The 15,998-nt window shown below is 55.1% G+C and carries 15 protein-coding genes; 12 read left to right on the forward strand and 3 right to left on the reverse strand.

Annotated features, from left to right (window positions below; all coding sequences use genetic code 11):
• Positions 1 to 193: 193 nt before the first annotated feature.
• From nadB to AB1500_08450, 12 genes are all read left to right on the forward strand, one after another.
• The gene (gene nadB, locus AB1500_08395; GenBank protein ID MEW6183180.1) at positions 194 to 1,777 is read left to right on the forward strand and encodes an L-aspartate oxidase; all 1,584 of its coding nucleotides are present in this window, start codon (positions 194 to 196) and stop codon (positions 1,775 to 1,777) included.
• Between the two features lie 5 nt (positions 1,778 to 1,782).
• On the forward strand, positions 1,783 to 2,670 hold the full coding sequence (nadC, locus tag AB1500_08400) for a carboxylating nicotinate-nucleotide diphosphorylase (protein MEW6183181.1): 888 nt from the start codon (positions 1,783 to 1,785) through the stop codon (positions 2,668 to 2,670).
• A gap of 108 nt (positions 2,671 to 2,778) precedes the next feature.
• Positions 2,779 to 3,768 (forward strand): biotin--[acetyl-CoA-carboxylase] ligase, encoded by a 990-nt coding sequence (locus tag AB1500_08405; protein ID MEW6183182.1) that lies wholly within the window; start codon positions 2,779 to 2,781, stop codon positions 3,766 to 3,768.
• Positions 3,752 to 4,522: a type III pantothenate kinase gene (locus AB1500_08410; GenBank protein ID MEW6183183.1), complete on the forward strand. Its 771-nt coding sequence runs from the start codon at positions 3,752 to 3,754 to the stop codon at positions 4,520 to 4,522. The genes AB1500_08405 and AB1500_08410 overlap by 17 nt, the downstream gene beginning before the upstream one ends.
• Positions 4,523 to 4,690: 168 nt before the next feature.
• Positions 4,691 to 5,668, forward strand: a complete 978-nt coding sequence (dusB, locus tag AB1500_08415) for a tRNA dihydrouridine synthase DusB (protein MEW6183184.1) — start codon at positions 4,691 to 4,693, stop codon at positions 5,666 to 5,668.
• 372 nt (positions 5,669 to 6,040) lie between these two features.
• Entirely contained in the window at positions 6,041 to 7,117 is a 1,077-nt protein-coding gene (locus tag AB1500_08420) for a shikimate dehydrogenase (protein ID MEW6183185.1), read from the forward strand.
• Between the two features lie 316 nt (positions 7,118 to 7,433).
• The gene (gene greA, locus AB1500_08425) at positions 7,434 to 7,913 is read left to right on the forward strand and encodes a transcription elongation factor GreA (protein MEW6183186.1); all 480 of its coding nucleotides are present in this window, start codon (positions 7,434 to 7,436) and stop codon (positions 7,911 to 7,913) included.
• A 24-nt stretch (positions 7,914 to 7,937) separates the two neighbouring features.
• On the forward strand, positions 7,938 to 9,410 hold the full coding sequence (gene lysS / locus AB1500_08430; GenBank protein MEW6183187.1) for a lysine--tRNA ligase: 1,473 nt from the start codon (positions 7,938 to 7,940) through the stop codon (positions 9,408 to 9,410).
• A gap of 282 nt (positions 9,411 to 9,692) precedes the next feature.
• Positions 9,693 to 10,286, forward strand: a complete 594-nt coding sequence (locus AB1500_08435; GenBank protein MEW6183188.1) for a hypothetical protein — start codon at positions 9,693 to 9,695, stop codon at positions 10,284 to 10,286.
• A gap of 86 nt (positions 10,287 to 10,372) precedes the next feature.
• Positions 10,373 to 10,534, forward strand: coding sequence for a helix-turn-helix transcriptional regulator (locus tag AB1500_08440; GenBank protein MEW6183189.1), 162 nt, complete (start codon positions 10,373 to 10,375; stop codon positions 10,532 to 10,534).
• Positions 10,535 to 10,970: 436 nt separating this feature from the next.
• A complete protein-coding gene (locus AB1500_08445) occupies positions 10,971 to 11,753 on the forward strand; it encodes a M12 family metallo-peptidase (protein MEW6183190.1) in 783 nt (260 codons plus the stop codon).
• 30 nt (positions 11,754 to 11,783) lie between these two features.
• Positions 11,784 to 12,992 carry a SurA N-terminal domain-containing protein gene (locus tag AB1500_08450; protein ID MEW6183191.1) on the forward strand — a complete coding sequence of 403 codons (1,209 nt, stop codon included), beginning with the start codon at positions 11,784 to 11,786 and terminating at the stop codon, positions 12,990 to 12,992.
• A 149-nt stretch (positions 12,993 to 13,141) separates the two neighbouring features.
• On the opposite strand, the gene AB1500_08455 is transcribed toward AB1500_08450, so the two are convergent.
• From AB1500_08455 to AB1500_08465, 3 genes are all read right to left on the reverse strand, one after another.
• On the reverse strand, positions 13,142 to 13,738 hold the full coding sequence (locus tag AB1500_08455; protein ID MEW6183192.1) for a GerMN domain-containing protein: 597 nt from the start codon (positions 13,736 to 13,738) through the stop codon (positions 13,142 to 13,144).
• An 84-nt stretch (positions 13,739 to 13,822) separates the two neighbouring features.
• Positions 13,823 to 15,226, reverse strand: coding sequence for an ATP-binding protein (locus tag AB1500_08460; GenBank protein ID MEW6183193.1), 1,404 nt, complete (start codon positions 15,224 to 15,226; stop codon positions 13,823 to 13,825).
• A 4-nt stretch (positions 15,227 to 15,230) separates the two neighbouring features.
• The gene (locus AB1500_08465) at positions 15,231 to 15,911 is read right to left on the reverse strand and encodes a response regulator transcription factor (protein MEW6183194.1); all 681 of its coding nucleotides are present in this window, start codon (positions 15,909 to 15,911) and stop codon (positions 15,231 to 15,233) included.
• Positions 15,912 to 15,998 lie beyond the last annotated feature (87 nt).

Here is a 15,998-nt window from a genome sequence, read left to right on the forward strand (position 1 = left end):
CAGAAGTCAGAAGGTTTCGAGAAATATTATAAGTCGTGTCTCACACGGTCTTCCAATCGTTTCATGAAGATAATACCCAGTATAGGTCAGGGCTCTATAGCTCCTGATTCTAAAATTCTGGATTCTGGCTACTTACTTCTGAATTCGGACCCGGAACCCGTGCTTGAATAGTTAAAATATGGGGGTGGAGTGTGTGGCCGGGCGTTACCTGGTGAACTTTGACAGCCGGGAACTGGAAACCGCGGAGTGTGCCTTTCTTATTTTAGGAAGCGGTATCGCCGGGCTTTACACAGCGCACGTGGCCACCGAATTCTGGGATGACGTGGTGGTCCTTACCAAGCGGGGTATAGACGATACCGCCACGGAACGGGCGCAGGGGGGGATCGCCGCGGCGCTGGGCCCGAGCGATTCACCGATGCTTCATTACGGCGATACACTGCTCGCGGGGGCGGGGCTTTGTGACGCCGACGCGGTTCGGATTTTAGTTAACCACGGCCCGGCAAGGGTGGAGGAACTTATAAGGTTCGGCGCCAACTTTGACCGGGCCAACGGGCGGCTCGATTTTACCCGTGAAGGCGCGCACACCATACGTCGCATTCTTCACGCGGCCGGGGACGCAACCGGGGCGGAAATCCAGAGGGTGCTTTCGTCCATAGTCAGTTCGGACCCGCGGGTCACGGTGCTGGAAAACCATTTCGTGGTGGACCTTCTGGTCACCAACCGGGTTTGCTGGGGTGTGCTCACCTGGGATACGGTCCGGGAGAAATTGACCATCTTCCGCGCCGGGATCGTGGCGCTGGCGACCGGCGGAGCCGGGCAGATTTACAGCCATACCACCAACCCGAAGGTCGTCACCGGCGACGGGATATCGATCGCCTACCGCGCCGGCGCCGAAGTGATGGATATGGAGTTTGTGCAGTTTCATCCGACGGTGCTCGCGCTCAAAGGGGCGCGCCGCTTTTTAATCTCAGAGGCGGTCAGGGGTGAAGGGGGCATCCTCCTGAATTCCAGTGGGGAACGCTTTATGCCCCGGTACCATCCCCTGTCTGAACTCGCGCCGCGGGATGTAGTGGTGCGCGCGATTTTGAAGGAGCTTGCGATCGACGGTTCCGAATGCGTTTACCTCAGTCTCGCCCACCTGAAACCGGAAAAGGTTGAGGCACGCTTTCCAACTATAACGGAACGTTTGAGGGCTCACGGTCTTGACCTTGCGCGTGACCTCATACCGGTTTCCCCCGCGGCGCATTATTTTATGGGCGGCGTAAAAACCGGGCTTTATGGGGAGACAAATATAAAAGGTCTTTACGCTTGCGGCGAGGTGGCCTGCGCGGGCGTGCACGGCGCGAATCGTCTCGCGTCCAACTCTTTGCTCGACGGGCTGGTTTTCGGCGGGAGGATCGCGGAACACGCGCGGACGCTGACGAAGGAAACCGTTGATCAGTCTGCGGCAAATGAGGGCCTCGATCCGCCGAGCGGTTTCGACGCCGGAAAATTGAAAGAGGACCTGAAGGCGCTTATGCAGGAGTTCGCGGGGCCGGTACGTACGGGAAAAGGTCTTGAGACCGCTTTGGAGCGGCTCGAAGAATGGGATTGGCTGCGGGATAAGGCGGCTGCCGCACCTGACGATATGGAACTGCGGAACATGCTTGACGTGGCTGAATTAATTTCAGAATCGGCTTTGATGCGGACCGAATCGCGAGGCGGCCACTACCGTGCGGATTATGCGGAAAGCCGCAAACGGTGGCGGAAACATATTATTTTCCGGCGGCAGGTGTAAAGAAAATGGCCGATGAGTATGTTATAGGGTTAGACCGGCTGATAGACCGGGCACTTGATGAGGATATCGGAGCAGGCGACTGCACAACAAGAGCCATCGTCCCGGCGCATGTTTCCGCTCGGGGCGTGTTCGTTACCCGGGAAGACGGAGTGATCGCGGGCCTGCCGGTTGCGGAGAGGGTCTATACACGGTTGAACCCGGCTGTCCGTTGCGATTACCGGGTTGTCGAGGGATCCAGGGTCGAGGCCGGCGCGGTCCTTGCGGAGGTTCACGGCCCGGCGCGGGCAATCCTGACCGGTGAACGGGTTGCCCTTAACTTCCTGCGGCACCTTTCCGGGATTGCGACCAGGACGGCGTTCATGGTGGAAAGGATAAGCGGACTTCCGGCCCGGGTGGTTGACACGCGCAAGACCACGCCGGTTATGCGGTCACTCGAGAAATACGCGGTGCGTATAGCCGGAGGGAAGAACCATCGCTTCGGTCTCTACGATGGTATACTCATTAAAGACAACCATATCCGTGTTGCCGGGGGGGTCAAAGAAGCGGTGAAACTGGCGCGGGAAGGGGCGCCGCATGGCCTGAGAATAGAGGTTGAAGCGGAAACCCTGACGCAGGTTGAAGAGGCGCTGGCTGCGGGGGCCGAGATCATCATGCTGGACAACATGCCGGTGGCGTTGATGCAAGAGGCTGTGCGCCTTATCGGCGGACGGTCCGTGATTGAGGCTTCGGGCGGTATAACCGAAGAAAACATCAGGGCGGTCGCGGCCACGGGGGTTGACCTCATTTCGGTGGGCGCGTTGACCCATTCGGTGCGAGCGCTGGATATCTCGCTGGAAATAGAGGACGTTTCCGAAGGAGTGACCCATGCTGCGTTGCGGCACGACGAGGCATGAAATATAGACCCGCAAGCTTGTAATTTAGAAGCAGTGTTGTAACATGCACGGAACGCAGCTTATCGCGGCGCCCTGCAAAAGAACGCTTATTTTCAAGGGAGGACGGCAGTGCAGCCTTTGCGTGAACAACTGATGACCCGACTGATGACCGCCAAGGGTTACGTATCGGGGGCCGAAGTCAGCCAGGACCTGGGTATTTCCCGCGAAGCGGTGTGGAAGCACATCCGGGCATTGAGGCGGGAAGGGTTCGTCATTTCGGCAAGCCCCCGCAAGGGTTATCTTTTGCTCAACGTGCCCGATGTGCTGCACCCCTGGGCCGTTGTTCCGCTTTTTACCGGAGGGTTCGGCCGGCCTTACCACTACCACGGGGTCCTTTCTTCGACGAACGACCGGGCGAAGGAACTTGCGCACGCGGGGGCGTCTGAAGGGACGGTGGTTGTGACCGAGGAGCAGACCGGAGGGCGCGGGAGGCGCGGGCGTTTGTGGCACTCCCCGAGGGGCGGGTTGTGGTTTTCGTTGATCCTGCGCCCCGGAGTTTCCCCGGCGGGGATTCATTCTCTGTCGCTTCTGGTTTCGCTTGCGGTTGTTCAGGGTGTGAACGATTTTCTGCGAATTTGCAGTGAGTTGAAATGGCCGAACGATATATTTTTGGGCGGGCGAAAAGCGGGCGGGGTTTTAATCGAAATAGGCGCCGAGGCGGAGCAGGTGCACTACGCCGTAGCAGGGGTAGGTTTGAATGTAAACATCACCTCTTTCCCGGCGGAACTCGATGCCGCCGCCACATCCCTGAGGATACACACCGGTAAAGAAACCTGCCGCGCGCGCCTGCTCGGCGCTATTCTCAAGACCCTGGAAGACGGTTATTCCCGCTGGTGCCGGGAGGGGTTCGGACCTTTTCGCGAAGAATATAAAAAACGGCTTTGTTGTCTCGGGAAAGAGGTAACGGTGAGTGATGCCGGGCGGCTGACGGGCGGAGTCATCCTCGACGTTGAAGTCGACGGGAGGCTCGTATTAGGTCTGCCGGACGGTGGTACTCTTCGGTTGAGCGGCGGTGAAGTAACGGTGCGGGAGGGGAGAGGCGATGATCCTGGTGCTTGATATCGGGAACACCAACATCAGCGCGGGTGTTTTTCAGGAACAAAAACTGACCGCCGCCTGGCGTCTGGCGACCAGGCGCGAGCAGACGGCGGACGAGTTAGGGCTGACACTCCGCCAGTTTTTACGGGAAGAGCACCTTGACCCGGGAGAGGTGAGGGACGTTGCTTCCTGTTCCGTCGTCCCGCCGTTGAATCCGGTGGTCGAGGAAATGTCCCGGCGCTATTTCAACAGGCAGGTGTTCTTCATCGGGCCCGGCATCCGCACCGGGGTTCCGATAAAATACGAAAACCCCCGGGAGGTCGGCGCCGACAGGGTGGTCAACGCGGCGGCAGGGTTTGCGCTTTACGGCGGCCCTCTTATCATCGTCGATTTCGGGACCGCTATCACCTTCGATGTGATTTCCGCCAGGGGGGAGTACCTCGGCGGGGTTATCGCTCCGGGTGTGGGGATATCCTGCGAGGCGCTCTTTTCCCGGGCGGCAAGGCTGCCGCGGGTTGATTTGATAGCGCCGCCGGCAGTCATCGGACGGAACACCGTCCAGAGCATGCAGGCGGGAATCGTGCTGGGCTTTGCCGGTATGGTGGACGAGATCGTGCGAAGGATTAAGACGGAGCTTAAAGAAGGGCCGTCAGTGGTTGCGACCGGCGGCTTTGCGGAGTTGATAGCTCAGGAGAGCCAGACGATAGAGAGGGTGGACCCTTATATCACCTTAACGGGCTTGCGCCTGATTTATGAACGAAACCAGCAGGCTTAAAGGTAAAACGGTGCCTGACTAGTTTGGAGGTGGGAGGCAAGATGATGGAGGTTCTTCAACTTCTGATTCAGTACGCTCCGCGCCGCCTGGCTTCACCTTCCGCGTCATGCTTGTTTTCCGCGGCCTCCGGACTTCTTACTAAAAACTGCCGTTTCGGTGCGGAGCAGTATGCTAGATAGCCCCTCCGGTTTTTTTGATTTTCTTCTGGGTTCCGGTTTCCCGGTGGTTTCCGCTCCCATGGCTTCAGTGAGCGATAAGGCTTTCAGGCTGATCGCACGGGAGCACGGGGCGGCGGCGACCTGGACGGAAATGGTTGCCGCACCGGTTTTGTGTCATCCCTCGAATCACTCCCGCAGACTGTTTAATCTCGAAGGTGAAAGCGGCGTGGTGGCGCAGCTTTTCGGCGCGCGTCCTGAAGAAATGGCGAAGGCGGCGATGGTTGCGGCGGCGGCCGGGGCTTCCGCAGTCGACATCAATATGGGTTGCCCGGTACCTAAGGTCGTACAGGGCGGCGCCGGGGCCGGTCTGATGCTCCAACCGGAACTGGCGGCGGCGATCGTGGCGGCGGCAAGAAACAGCGTCGATATACCGGTCCTGGTGAAACTCCGGCGCGGCTGGGACGAGAATTCGATCGACGCGGTTGTTTTGGCGCGGGTTGTGGAAAAGGCCGGCGCTGCGGGGGTTACGGTGCATGGGCGCTACCGCAGCCAGTTCTTTTCCGGCCGCGCGGACTGGGGAATCATCTTCGCGGTGAAACAGGCGGTTGATATACCGGTGATAGGGAACGGTGATGTATGGGGAGCGGAGGACGCGGCGCGGATGTTCGCGGAGACCGGCTGTGACGCCGTAATGATCGGACGTGCGGCGCGCGGCAATCCCTGGATTTTTTCCGCCTGTCGGAGTTTTTTACAGACCGGGCATAAGCTCCCGCCTCCGGCGCCTGCGGAACGGGTCGCCGCGGCCGTCAAACACTGCGAGCTGCTTACAGCCTTGCAACCGGGCGATGTACTGGTCCAAGTACGCCGTCAGGCGGACTGGTATACACGGGGGCTTAAGGGCGCCGCGCGTTTGAGAGAAGCGGTATACAGAGCCGGCGACATCGGTGAGGTCATTTCCCTCCTGACCGAATTTTTAGCTTGCTGCTGAGGCCGTCCCTTGTTACTATGGATGTCGGAGGCGGGAAGTCAGAAGTGCCGAAGGTCCAGTTAAAAAGCATATATTTACACTTCTGCCTACCACTTGGATTTCATGTTGCAATTATTTAGAGCTTAGTGTTTCTCTGACGGAACGCGTGAGATGCAAGCAGAGCGGGAAAGCCGGCCTGGGGTAGCGCGGAGCGAAGTACGTGAGCATCCAGCACTAAATTCTTTCAAATGTTTCGTCAAGAAGCTGTATTGGGAAATTAACAGTTGCGGCGTTAAGAAACCATGTTGAGTGCTGGATATATCGCCGCGCCCGGCGACCGGGATACCTGAACAGTTACCTGTTGTTTTGCCGAACACCTGGAGGTAGTAACCTATGGATAATTTCGCTTTCGTGATGCATCCGCTTAAGGTGGCGGACGTAGCGCGCAAGTACTCGTTTGCCCGCTATATTCCGGAGAAGATGCTGGAAGGCGCCTTTAAGTGGCTGCCGTCGATGAAAGTGGCGCACATCACCGGCGTGCGTTCGCCGCACGCCGAGGTTGAAGGATGGTTCGTCTCCTGTCCCTTGACGGCAAGGCAGATTACGAGTCTGCCGCCGGACTACGTATTGAAAAAGATAATCGGGGCTGGAAAACTGGCCGAGCGGTTGGGCGCGAGGATACTCGGGCTCGGAGCCTTCACCAAGGTTGTCGGGGACGCGGGAGTAACCGTGGCGAAGGCGTTGAAAATACCGGTCACAACCGGGAACAGTTATACCGTGGCGACGGCGGTCGAAGGAACGAAAGAAGCGGCGCGGTTGATGGGGCACGACCTTAGTGAGGCCGCGGTGGCGGTTGTCGGGGCGACAGGGTCCATCGGGAGGGTCTGCGCCGAGCTATTGAGCCGCGAGACGAAGGACCTAACAATGGTCGGACGCGATGTCGGCAAACTCGAACTTATTGCGGACCGCATCCTTTACAAGACCGGACTTGCGGTAAAAATCTCAACCGACCTCAAGAAAACCCTTTTAGGGTCCGATATCGTTATTACAGTCACGAGTGCGATAGACAGCGTCATCGAACCCGAAGACCTGAAACCCGGGGCCGTGGTGTGCGACGTGGCACGTCCCCGGGACGTTTCCCGCCGGGTGGCGGCCGAACGGCCGGACGTCCTGGTGATAGAGGGAGGGGTTGTCGCGGTTCCGGGAAACGTTAATTTTAATATTAATTTTGGATTTCCGCCCAAAACCTCTTACGCCTGTATGGCAGAAACCATGATCTTGGCTCTTGAGCGCCGCTACGAATCCTTTACATTAGGCCGGGAACTTTCCACCGAAAAGGTCGAAGAGATCGCGGCTCTGGCGAAGAAACACGGATTCGGTCTTGCCGGTTTTCGCAGCTTCGAAAAAGCCCTTGACGAAAAAGCCATCGAGAAGGTGAGGGAAGCGGCAAAGAAGGCGTTAAAGCCCTGAAAAGGCGGCTGGGGGCCGGTTGAACCGGATGCAAGGAGAATCTGGGACCGTTTTATTATTTGATGCTGGGAGATGGAAACGGCGATTAGTGCGGATTAAGATTTTCCCATGTAAAAAAGCCGTACTTGACAAACTAAAAGCAGGCTTTTTATAATGATGCCCAAAGGTCAGGGAAGGCACTGTGCTGTTTTTTACGGACGCAGTGCTAAAGTTATTTTTATCAGGTTATTCCCGGGCCGAATATTAAGAAACGCCGCGCATATATGGATATATTATATTGGTTCGAAGCAATTACGGTCGGCAAGGAGAAGATTTGATGAGAGAAAAAGAAGTCATCCTTACTAGTGAGGGATTGCGAAAGCTGGAAGACGAGCTGGAAACCCTCAAGTCTGTCCGGCGTCGCGAAGTAGCGGAGCGGATTAAGCAGGCGATCGAGTTTGGGGATATAACCGAAAACTCCGAGTACGAAGACGCCAAGAACGAGCAAGCCTTCCTCGAGGGACAGATCCTTACCCTTGAGAAGATGCTCCGTAATGCGCGTGTCATCGATTCGGCCGACGTAGGGACCGATGAGGTGAGTATCGGCGCTACCATCAAGTTGAAGGATCTATCCGACGGCGCGGAGTACGAATATAAAATTGTGGGTTCGGCGGAAGCTGATCCGGGGTCAATGAAGATTTCGAACGAATCGCCGGTGGGGCAGAGCGTCCTGGGGCGGCCTAAAGGAGCCGTCGTTGATGTTCAGGCTCCCGCCGGGACGCGAAAACTAATGATCCTTGATATTACAAAGAAGTAATTAACGGGGCAGGAGTATTGTAAAATGCGTGGACCTGAAGAAGAGTTAGACGAGCTGCTTAAGGTACGTCGCGAGAAACTCGAAGAGTTGAGGGAAGCCGGGGTCCGGGTATACGGCGGACGTTACGAGCGAACCTGTAGCGCGCAGGAGGTTGCCGACGGTTTTGCCGAGCTCGAGGGTAAAGAGGTGAGCGTTGCGGGCAGGCTTATCGCCAAGCGCGGTCACGGAAAGGCATCTTTTGCCGACCTTCAGGATTTTTCCGGACGGATACAGATTCACATCCGACAGGACGAGGTCGGGCTTGAAGGTTACGGGGTCTTTAAGAAGATCGACATAGGAGATATCCTCGGTGTGCGCGGTACGGTGTTTAGAACGCGGATGGGTGAGATCACCATCGGGGCGAAGGAGATCACCCTGCTCGCGAAATCCTTGCGGCCGCTGCCCGAAAAGTGGCACGGCCTGAGGGACGTGGAACTCCGTTCCCGCCAGCGCTACCTCGATCTTATCGTTAATCCCGAAGTTAAGCAGACGTTTGTTTTAAGAAGTAAGGTCATTCAAGCCGTTCGCCGCTTTCTCGACGACCGCGGGTTCCTGGAGGTGGAGACCCCCATGATGCAGACGATCGCCGGCGGCGCGGCGGCAAGGCCCTTTATCACCCACCACAACGCCCTTGACCTGAAGCTTTATCTGAGAATCGCCCCCGAGCTTTATTTAAAGCGGCTTCTTGTGGGTGGTTTTGAGAGTATCTACGAGATAAACCGCAACTTCCGCAACGAGGGGATTTCCACAAGGCACAACCCCGAATTCACCATGCTTGAGCTCTACCAGGCCTATTCCGACTACTACGACATGATGGACCTCACCGAGGAGCTTATCAGTACCGTTGCCCGGGAGGTTCTCGGTACCTTCGAGGTGAAGTGCGGCGAAGAAACGCTGAGCTTTCAACCGCCCTGGCCGCGCCTTTCATTCCTCGATATCATACAGCGGAAGACTGGTGTGGACTTCAGCAAGCTCGACGCGCAAGAGGCCCGGCGGGAAGCGCGACGCCTCGGCGTAGAGGTGGGGGACAAGCTGCCCCTCTGGGGCGAATCCGTCAACGCCGTCTTCGAGGAAAAGGTGGAGCAGGAACTGCTTGAGCCGACCTTCATTATCGACTATCCCGTGGATATATCGCCGCTCGCGAAACGGAAATCGGACGACCCGCGGCTGACGTACCGGTTTGAGCTTTTCATCGCCGGGCGGGAGATCGCCAACGCCTTCTCCGAATTAAACGACCCGCTGGACCAGCGGCAGCGTTTTTTAAACCAGTTGGACAAGCGGGAAGCCGGTGACGAGGAGGCGCATATGTTCGACGAGGATTACGTCACCGCGCTCGAATACGGCATGCCGCCGGCCGGGGGACTGGGCATCGGTATCGACCGCCTGATAATGCTGTTTACCGGAGTCTCATCCATACGCGAGGTGATACTGTTCCCGCTGCACCGTCCGCGGGATTGAAACCCTTATTTTTTGCCCAAAACCATCCCGTTTGTTATAAAACCTTATCCTTCAATAAATAACAGGCGGGCAGGATATCTTTACTTACATATTCCAAGGGTTACAAAAAAGCCCTTGACACCCCTCCATATTTCGATATAATAATTCCCATATAATGTCGCATCTTGCCACACGTTAGAATATCATCGCAACCTACCAGCAATTCCATCAACCATCTTCTACAGCAACATCCGACCAACCAACCAAGAAAGAAAAGATATAATCGCCATAAGGGGTGGGGTTTTGCCTGTTTTTCCGAAAGACCCGGGGCCCGTGGATTACGGTATCTATCTCTGCTCTCCGGAGGAGTTGAAAGCCTCTTACGACCGCTGTCGCGCCTTGCAGGTGCCGGTCGAGCTCGATAAGCCGCAGAGAATTCTCCCGAAGATTGAACTTGCCAGTCGACTGGCGGCGAATTCACTGCTTCTTGTCGCTGTGGAACGCGTAATCACCCCGCATCATTATACAGGACCGCAAAATGACCACATCTATATCCTGTGCGACCGGGAATTGGTAGCGCTGAAGATCTTTGCATCGCCGGAGGTTTTAACCGCCGCCGATGATGCCGATATCAAGCCCGGAACCGTTTTCGCTAAGGAGAGTTGCGGTACCAACGCCCTAGCTCTGGCGAAAGAATATGACCGCCTTGTGGCCGTTAGAGGAGAACAACATTACTGCGCGCTTTTCAAAGACTGGTGGTGCGTCGCCGGCCCGGTGAAAGACCCCGACGGCAATACTTTAGGGTATTTTAACATCTCGATGCACGCGGAAAAAGAACTCGGTTGCACTGTGGCGTTTCTGGAAAATCTGCTCAATTCGATAAAAGAGAATTCTTAGACCTTCAGGGGACCGACGCCGGTGCCTCCCTGTTACCGGTCTTACCCCGGAAGGCGGAGCAGGAACTTACCCCACGCCAGAAAGGAGTGCTGCAACTCAAACTATTAGGGCTCCAGAACGAAGAAATCGCGGCCGAGCTTTCTCTGAGCATCCTCACGGTTGAAACACACTGCAGAAATATTTACGGCAGGCTCGGTGTCGGAAATCTTGTGGAATTACTGCGAAAGTTCCGGACAGTAGATTCTTAACCTCGTCGCCGTAGTTTTATCTCCAATTACCTGACTACAGGAACAAAAATATCTGATTTTGAGCAGAAAGATACCTGCTGGCAGGTATTGACTAAGCATACTTTGCCAAATTAAGCTATGCTTTAAATAGCGTTTCGGGATGAGTAGGATATTTTACCGAAAGGGGGTGGAAAGCATCTGCTGTATAACAGAGAGAATAAGGTGGGATCCCTCCGGTCAACCGCCTCGCAAATGGGAGACAGGGGAAGATCCGCCCTTACCCTCATAGTCATTGTACAACTGAGGGATGGTGATTTTCAAGTAATGCCGCCTTCTCCGCTCGGAATCTAAAAAGAGAGGAGGAGGGCTTAAGCAAACATGCAGACTCGATTGAAAAAAGGTTAACTTCGAAAGAGAGAAGTGAAATTTTCACGCCATATCAAGAGGAGGGTAAACTATGATAGGCTTAAAAAGGTTGTTCTCGCTTCTAATGGTACTGGCATTATCGTTTGTGATGCCGCTCACCGCTTTTGCTGATCCAGCAAAAACTGTGACCACCTTGACATATGAAGATAAAGCTGAAATGACCGGCGTAACCAACAAAGATAAGGCTGATAAACATGCTGGTGAGTTATGTACAGGACTTGAACTCCAGCCGTTAGAAGAAGATTTAAAAGCGGACACGGCGCCAATAGTGCCCATTCCTGACGAAGGCGACAAAATAACAGCCGCATTAACCATCTATACTTGCTGGGTGAAGGCCGCCTGTGACGAGGAATGGCGAGCTAATTATGGCAGCAGCTGGCAAACCGCGGCTAACAACGCGGTTGAAACTGCCGATAATAACCTTTATACTCAGTTCGGTATCAACCTGTATGTATGGACCTATTACAGTTGGGATTCGAGAGATGACACAAGAGTTCTCAAATATCTTTTCAATGAGCTAAAAGATGAAGTGCTTCCCGGTAATGGTGATACCGTATATGGTTATACTTGGCAACCGGTCGAGATGAGTTATTGGGGTTGGGGTGACGTACTTGGGACCCATGTTATCGTAAGGAGATACGGGGGGAGTGAGACTGTTAATTGGAAGATAACCCGCCATGAGACCGGGCACATTTACGGGTGCCAAGATCATACAGGTGACGCTGCTTGTATCATGGATGATCCATGGGCTTACCCGGATAGTTGGTGCGGCATGCATTGGGATAAGATGTGGGCGAATAGGGCCAGATTTTAACCGACTGGTGAATAAGGGAGGCAGGCAGTAATGTCAAGGAAAGGAAAGCTGATTATTATCTTAACGGCGTGCGTGCTTACTCTGGGCCTGGTGGCGGCATTCCTGAACTTTTATGGGCATTCAGCAAAGCAGGGGTCTAAGATCAGTGCCAGCCCGGGGCCGTACGTCCAATTCAAAGGGCTTGCTTATTTCATAGGTGGACAGCCTGCCTCCAAATTTGCCGTTAAAGACTTAGATAATCTACCGGATTCTCCCGAAGCATACGGCTTGAGCTTGGCGGACCTTGAGTATACCGATAAGGTTCTTCAATTTCATAGAGATACAAATAATCTTGACTTCGCTGATGCTCAGGTTTATCTGCCAAAGGACGGCAAAGGCGAGTTTATCATGCTCGAGCTATCAGGCCATCTGAAAGGATGGGTTCCCCTGGGCTTAGCGAGAATGAACTACAAAGGAAAAACCTATGTATTAGCCGTTGAATCTGCTGAGACAACTTGGCCGAGAACAGACAACATCACCTTGGCCGATTTAGAACCTACCGGCGACCGGATCTATAACGGAGAAGGTGATGACATTTACGAAGGTGATGACATTTACAGTGAGGTTTATCGCAGTAAAGACCCGAAGGATGAAAGCATTTACCTTGGCCCGCTAAGAGGCGCTGAGCAAATTGGCGGCGGTAATCCTTACTTCACGAAGTGGATAATGCTTGAGGAGGCGCTTAAGAGATTTGCTGATTCCACAAATGCCAACAAAGAAGCAAATGGTATTGTGGCGTGGGTGAACGGAGAGGTCGTCTATGAGGAGGAACTGAATGAGCAGGAGGCGGAGGTTAAAAGACAAACCCATGGAAAGCCTTTGGGTGAAGAAGCACTGTTTAATAAAGCCCTCGATCAATTAATAGTAAGAAAAGTTCTTCTTCAGGAGGCCGGGAGGAGAAAGATATCCGTAAGCCCGCAGGAGGTTTCTCAGGGAATAGGAACAATGAACAAGGCTTATCCTGGGATAGAAGAAAAGATGGATCTCGATTCAAAAACACTTACAAAAAGGACTCGCGAATGGATGACCTTTCAGAAACTTAGAGCAGACGTTATTGCAGAAATGGATTGGGAGCTGAAAAATAAGCACGTCCACGAAGAAGAATCTCTCGACCAGATTCAAGACCGTGCGTTTCAAGCTTGGGTAGAAGGGCTTAAGCAGAAAGCTATAGTTAGAAGAAACCTTGATTTGGGTCTGTAAGTGTTCCCTTATTTGAACCCGGTAACAGGACTAATTCCTGGCGCTGTATGCCAAGGGGGCTCAGCGCCAGGAAAATCGAGGATCAACTCAAAAATACAGAACCTACATCGGCAACTTCAATGAATGTTTCAATTCCAACCTCCAACCTCTCACTTCTCCTTCACCAGGTCCCAACGCGGGTCCACCGGTCCGGTAAGGTCGATATGGCCGGCAAGGCTTTCCAGCTTTTTGCCTTCAATCAGGAACTGGACCTTGTCGATGCCTTCAATCTTGGCCAGTGAGTTTGCCACCGAGTATATCGTCATGGTTTCACCCGCTGAACCGCCCCAGTGTTTTGTCTGCAGTTCCTTGGAGAAGTTCACGTAAGCGACCCTGTCAACCACCTGAACGGAAATCAACTTCGTAGAATCAGGTATCGTCCCGGTGAGTTCGGAATTCCGGGGGCCTTCGATCAGTTGGTCTACAATGATCTCTTCGATCGTCTGGTTTCCCTTCGCCACCTCACGCGTTTCGGGAATCAGGTACATCGCCTGATTGTCGCCGAAATAAAGGGTGACCCTTTCCTTCGTTTCCTTCGGCTCGGCGCTGATCTCCGGCGTTCCGTTTTCGATAGTCTGCCGGGGGCTTCCGATATCCGGTTTCGCTTCCGGCTTCTTGCCGCAACCGCCGGCTGACACGGTGAGAGATAATAGCGCTAACAAGGCAAAACCGACCAATGTGTTACGCTTTAAGCTTTTCAGGAACATGATTAAGACCTCCGTATCTAATTTTTGGCTGCAGCCCTTAAGATAATTATAAGACGGAATTATTACAGCGCGATAAAACGACTGTTACGGTATTGTTACACCCGGCAGGTTTATGGTAAAGGTGGTTCCCTTACCGGGGGTGCTGTCCGGCACTATTCCGCCGCCCATACGCTCTACCGCCCGCTTTACAATGGCCAGTCCCAGCCCCGTTCCTCCGGTTTCTCTGGAGCGCGCCCTGTCAACCCTGTAAAAACGATCAAATACCTGTGGCAGGTCTTCCCGAGCGATGCCTACCCCGGTATCCCGCACCGTAACGGTAAGATTTTTCGCGTCGACGCCGGCCGTAATCGCAACCTCGCCCCCGGGCGGTGTGTAACGAAGGGCGTTGTCCATAAGGTTCACGAGCACCAGGGTCAACAGGTCCGCGTTCACCGGCCACTTCAACTCCCGGTCAGCCCAAATGCGTATGGTGATGCCCCGGTTGAGGGCCCTCGCGCCGAGAATGGCTCCCACATGCTCTATTAATCCCCGGATGTTTTCTTCCTTGCGGGACAAGGGACGGGTATCGCCTTCAAGACGGGCCATTTCCAACATATCGTTTACCAGACGGGTCAGTCTGTCGACTTCCGTATCTATGTCGCGGAGGAACTCGCGGTAAACGGTCACGTCTTCCTCCCGCCCGTCGATGAGCGATTGGGAAAGCGCCTTGATCGAGCTTAAAGGAGACTTCAGTTCGTGCGAGGCGTTGGACAGGAATTCGCGCCGCACCCTGTCCAGGCGCGCGAGTTCCGTGCTCATGTTGTTGAAAGCGGCGCCGAGTTCCCCGATCTCATCCCCGCGACGCACCGGTACGAGCGAACCGAGTCGCCCTCCGGCCATACGCTGCGCCGCCCGTCTCAGCTCGTTGATCGGCTTGGTGAGCAGACCGGCGAGAATGAGGCTCAATATAGCCGCGAGTAAACCGCTGCCGACAGAAACCACCGCCATCCGGCCTCGTATCTGGTTAAGGGCGGCGTAAACATCCCCGAGCCCGGCTACGACCACGACCGCCCCCGACGCCCCATCCTCCCCGGTTACGGGAACGGCCGCATAAAGGACGCGTTCCCCGTCGGTGAGGACGTGAGCGGCGGCGGCGCTTCGGCCCTTCAGGGCCGCTTGTACCTCGGAGTGCCGGAGAAGACTGCCCTTAAGCCGGGCTTCGTCAAAGGAATCTACAATAACCCGGCCTTTGCTGTCTACGATTAATATTCTTGCTCCCATCTGGTCGCTGAACCGGCGGGCAAGATGGTATGCGTTCCGGTCCGCCCGCAGGACGGTGTTTCCCCCAGTGGACGCGATAATGTTGGCGTCACCCAGGAAGGTTGCGCGGCGGGTCTGCAGATATCCCTGTTCGAGGGTGCGCAGCACAAATAAATTGGTACCGGTTAGAATGGCGATAATAACGATGAAATAAGTTCCGGCGAGTTTCCAGCGAATGCTCAGACGCACGACGTTACTCCTGAAAGAAGTAGCCGGCGCCCCGCCGGGTTAAAATCCAGCGCGGGTTGGCGGCGTCCGGCTCCATCTTTTCGCGGATACGGCGGACGTAAACGTCTATGGTCCTCGGGTCGGTGTAGGGCGATCCCCATACCTGTTCAAGCAGGACCTCACGTGTGAACACCCGGCCGGGGTGCATGGCAAGGGTGGACAGGAGGTTGAACTCCGTGGCCGTCAACTCCACCTGGGCCGAACCGACGGTAACGCTCCGGCGGGGAATGTCAATCTTCAGCTCGCCGAATTCCAGGACCGCGCCGGCCGGCTCCAAAACGTGGTGAGTCGTGCGGCGCAGGACGGCTTTGACCCGGGCGATAAGTTCCCTGGTGTTGAAAGGCTTGGCGAGGTAATCGTCGGCGCCGAGTTCGAGGCCCACTATTTTATCCGTGTCTTCTCCCCGGGCGGTCAGCATGATTATCGGGATGCTCCAGCGGTTTCTGATGCGGCGGCAGACTTCCAGGCCGTCGATTTTCGGCAGCATGATATCAAGTATCACCAGGTCGATTCGCGTTCCTTGTAAAACCTTTAAAGCCTCCTCGCCGTCGTAGGCCGTGGTCACCGTAAACCCGTTTTCCTCAAGGCTGTATTTCAGGCCCTTGACGAGTAAACGCTCGTCGTCCACTATCATAACTAAAGGCAAGGATCCACCTCCGGATGGCTGGTGTTTAAGTTATTATAACAGGACAAGTGGAATTGTGCAGACGGAGAGCAGGACGGAGGATTACGG

The sequence above is a fragment of the Bacillota bacterium genome, assembly GCA_040755295.1.
In the GTDB taxonomy this organism is placed as follows: domain Bacteria; phylum Bacillota; class Desulfotomaculia; order Desulfotomaculales; family Ammonificaceae; genus SURF-55.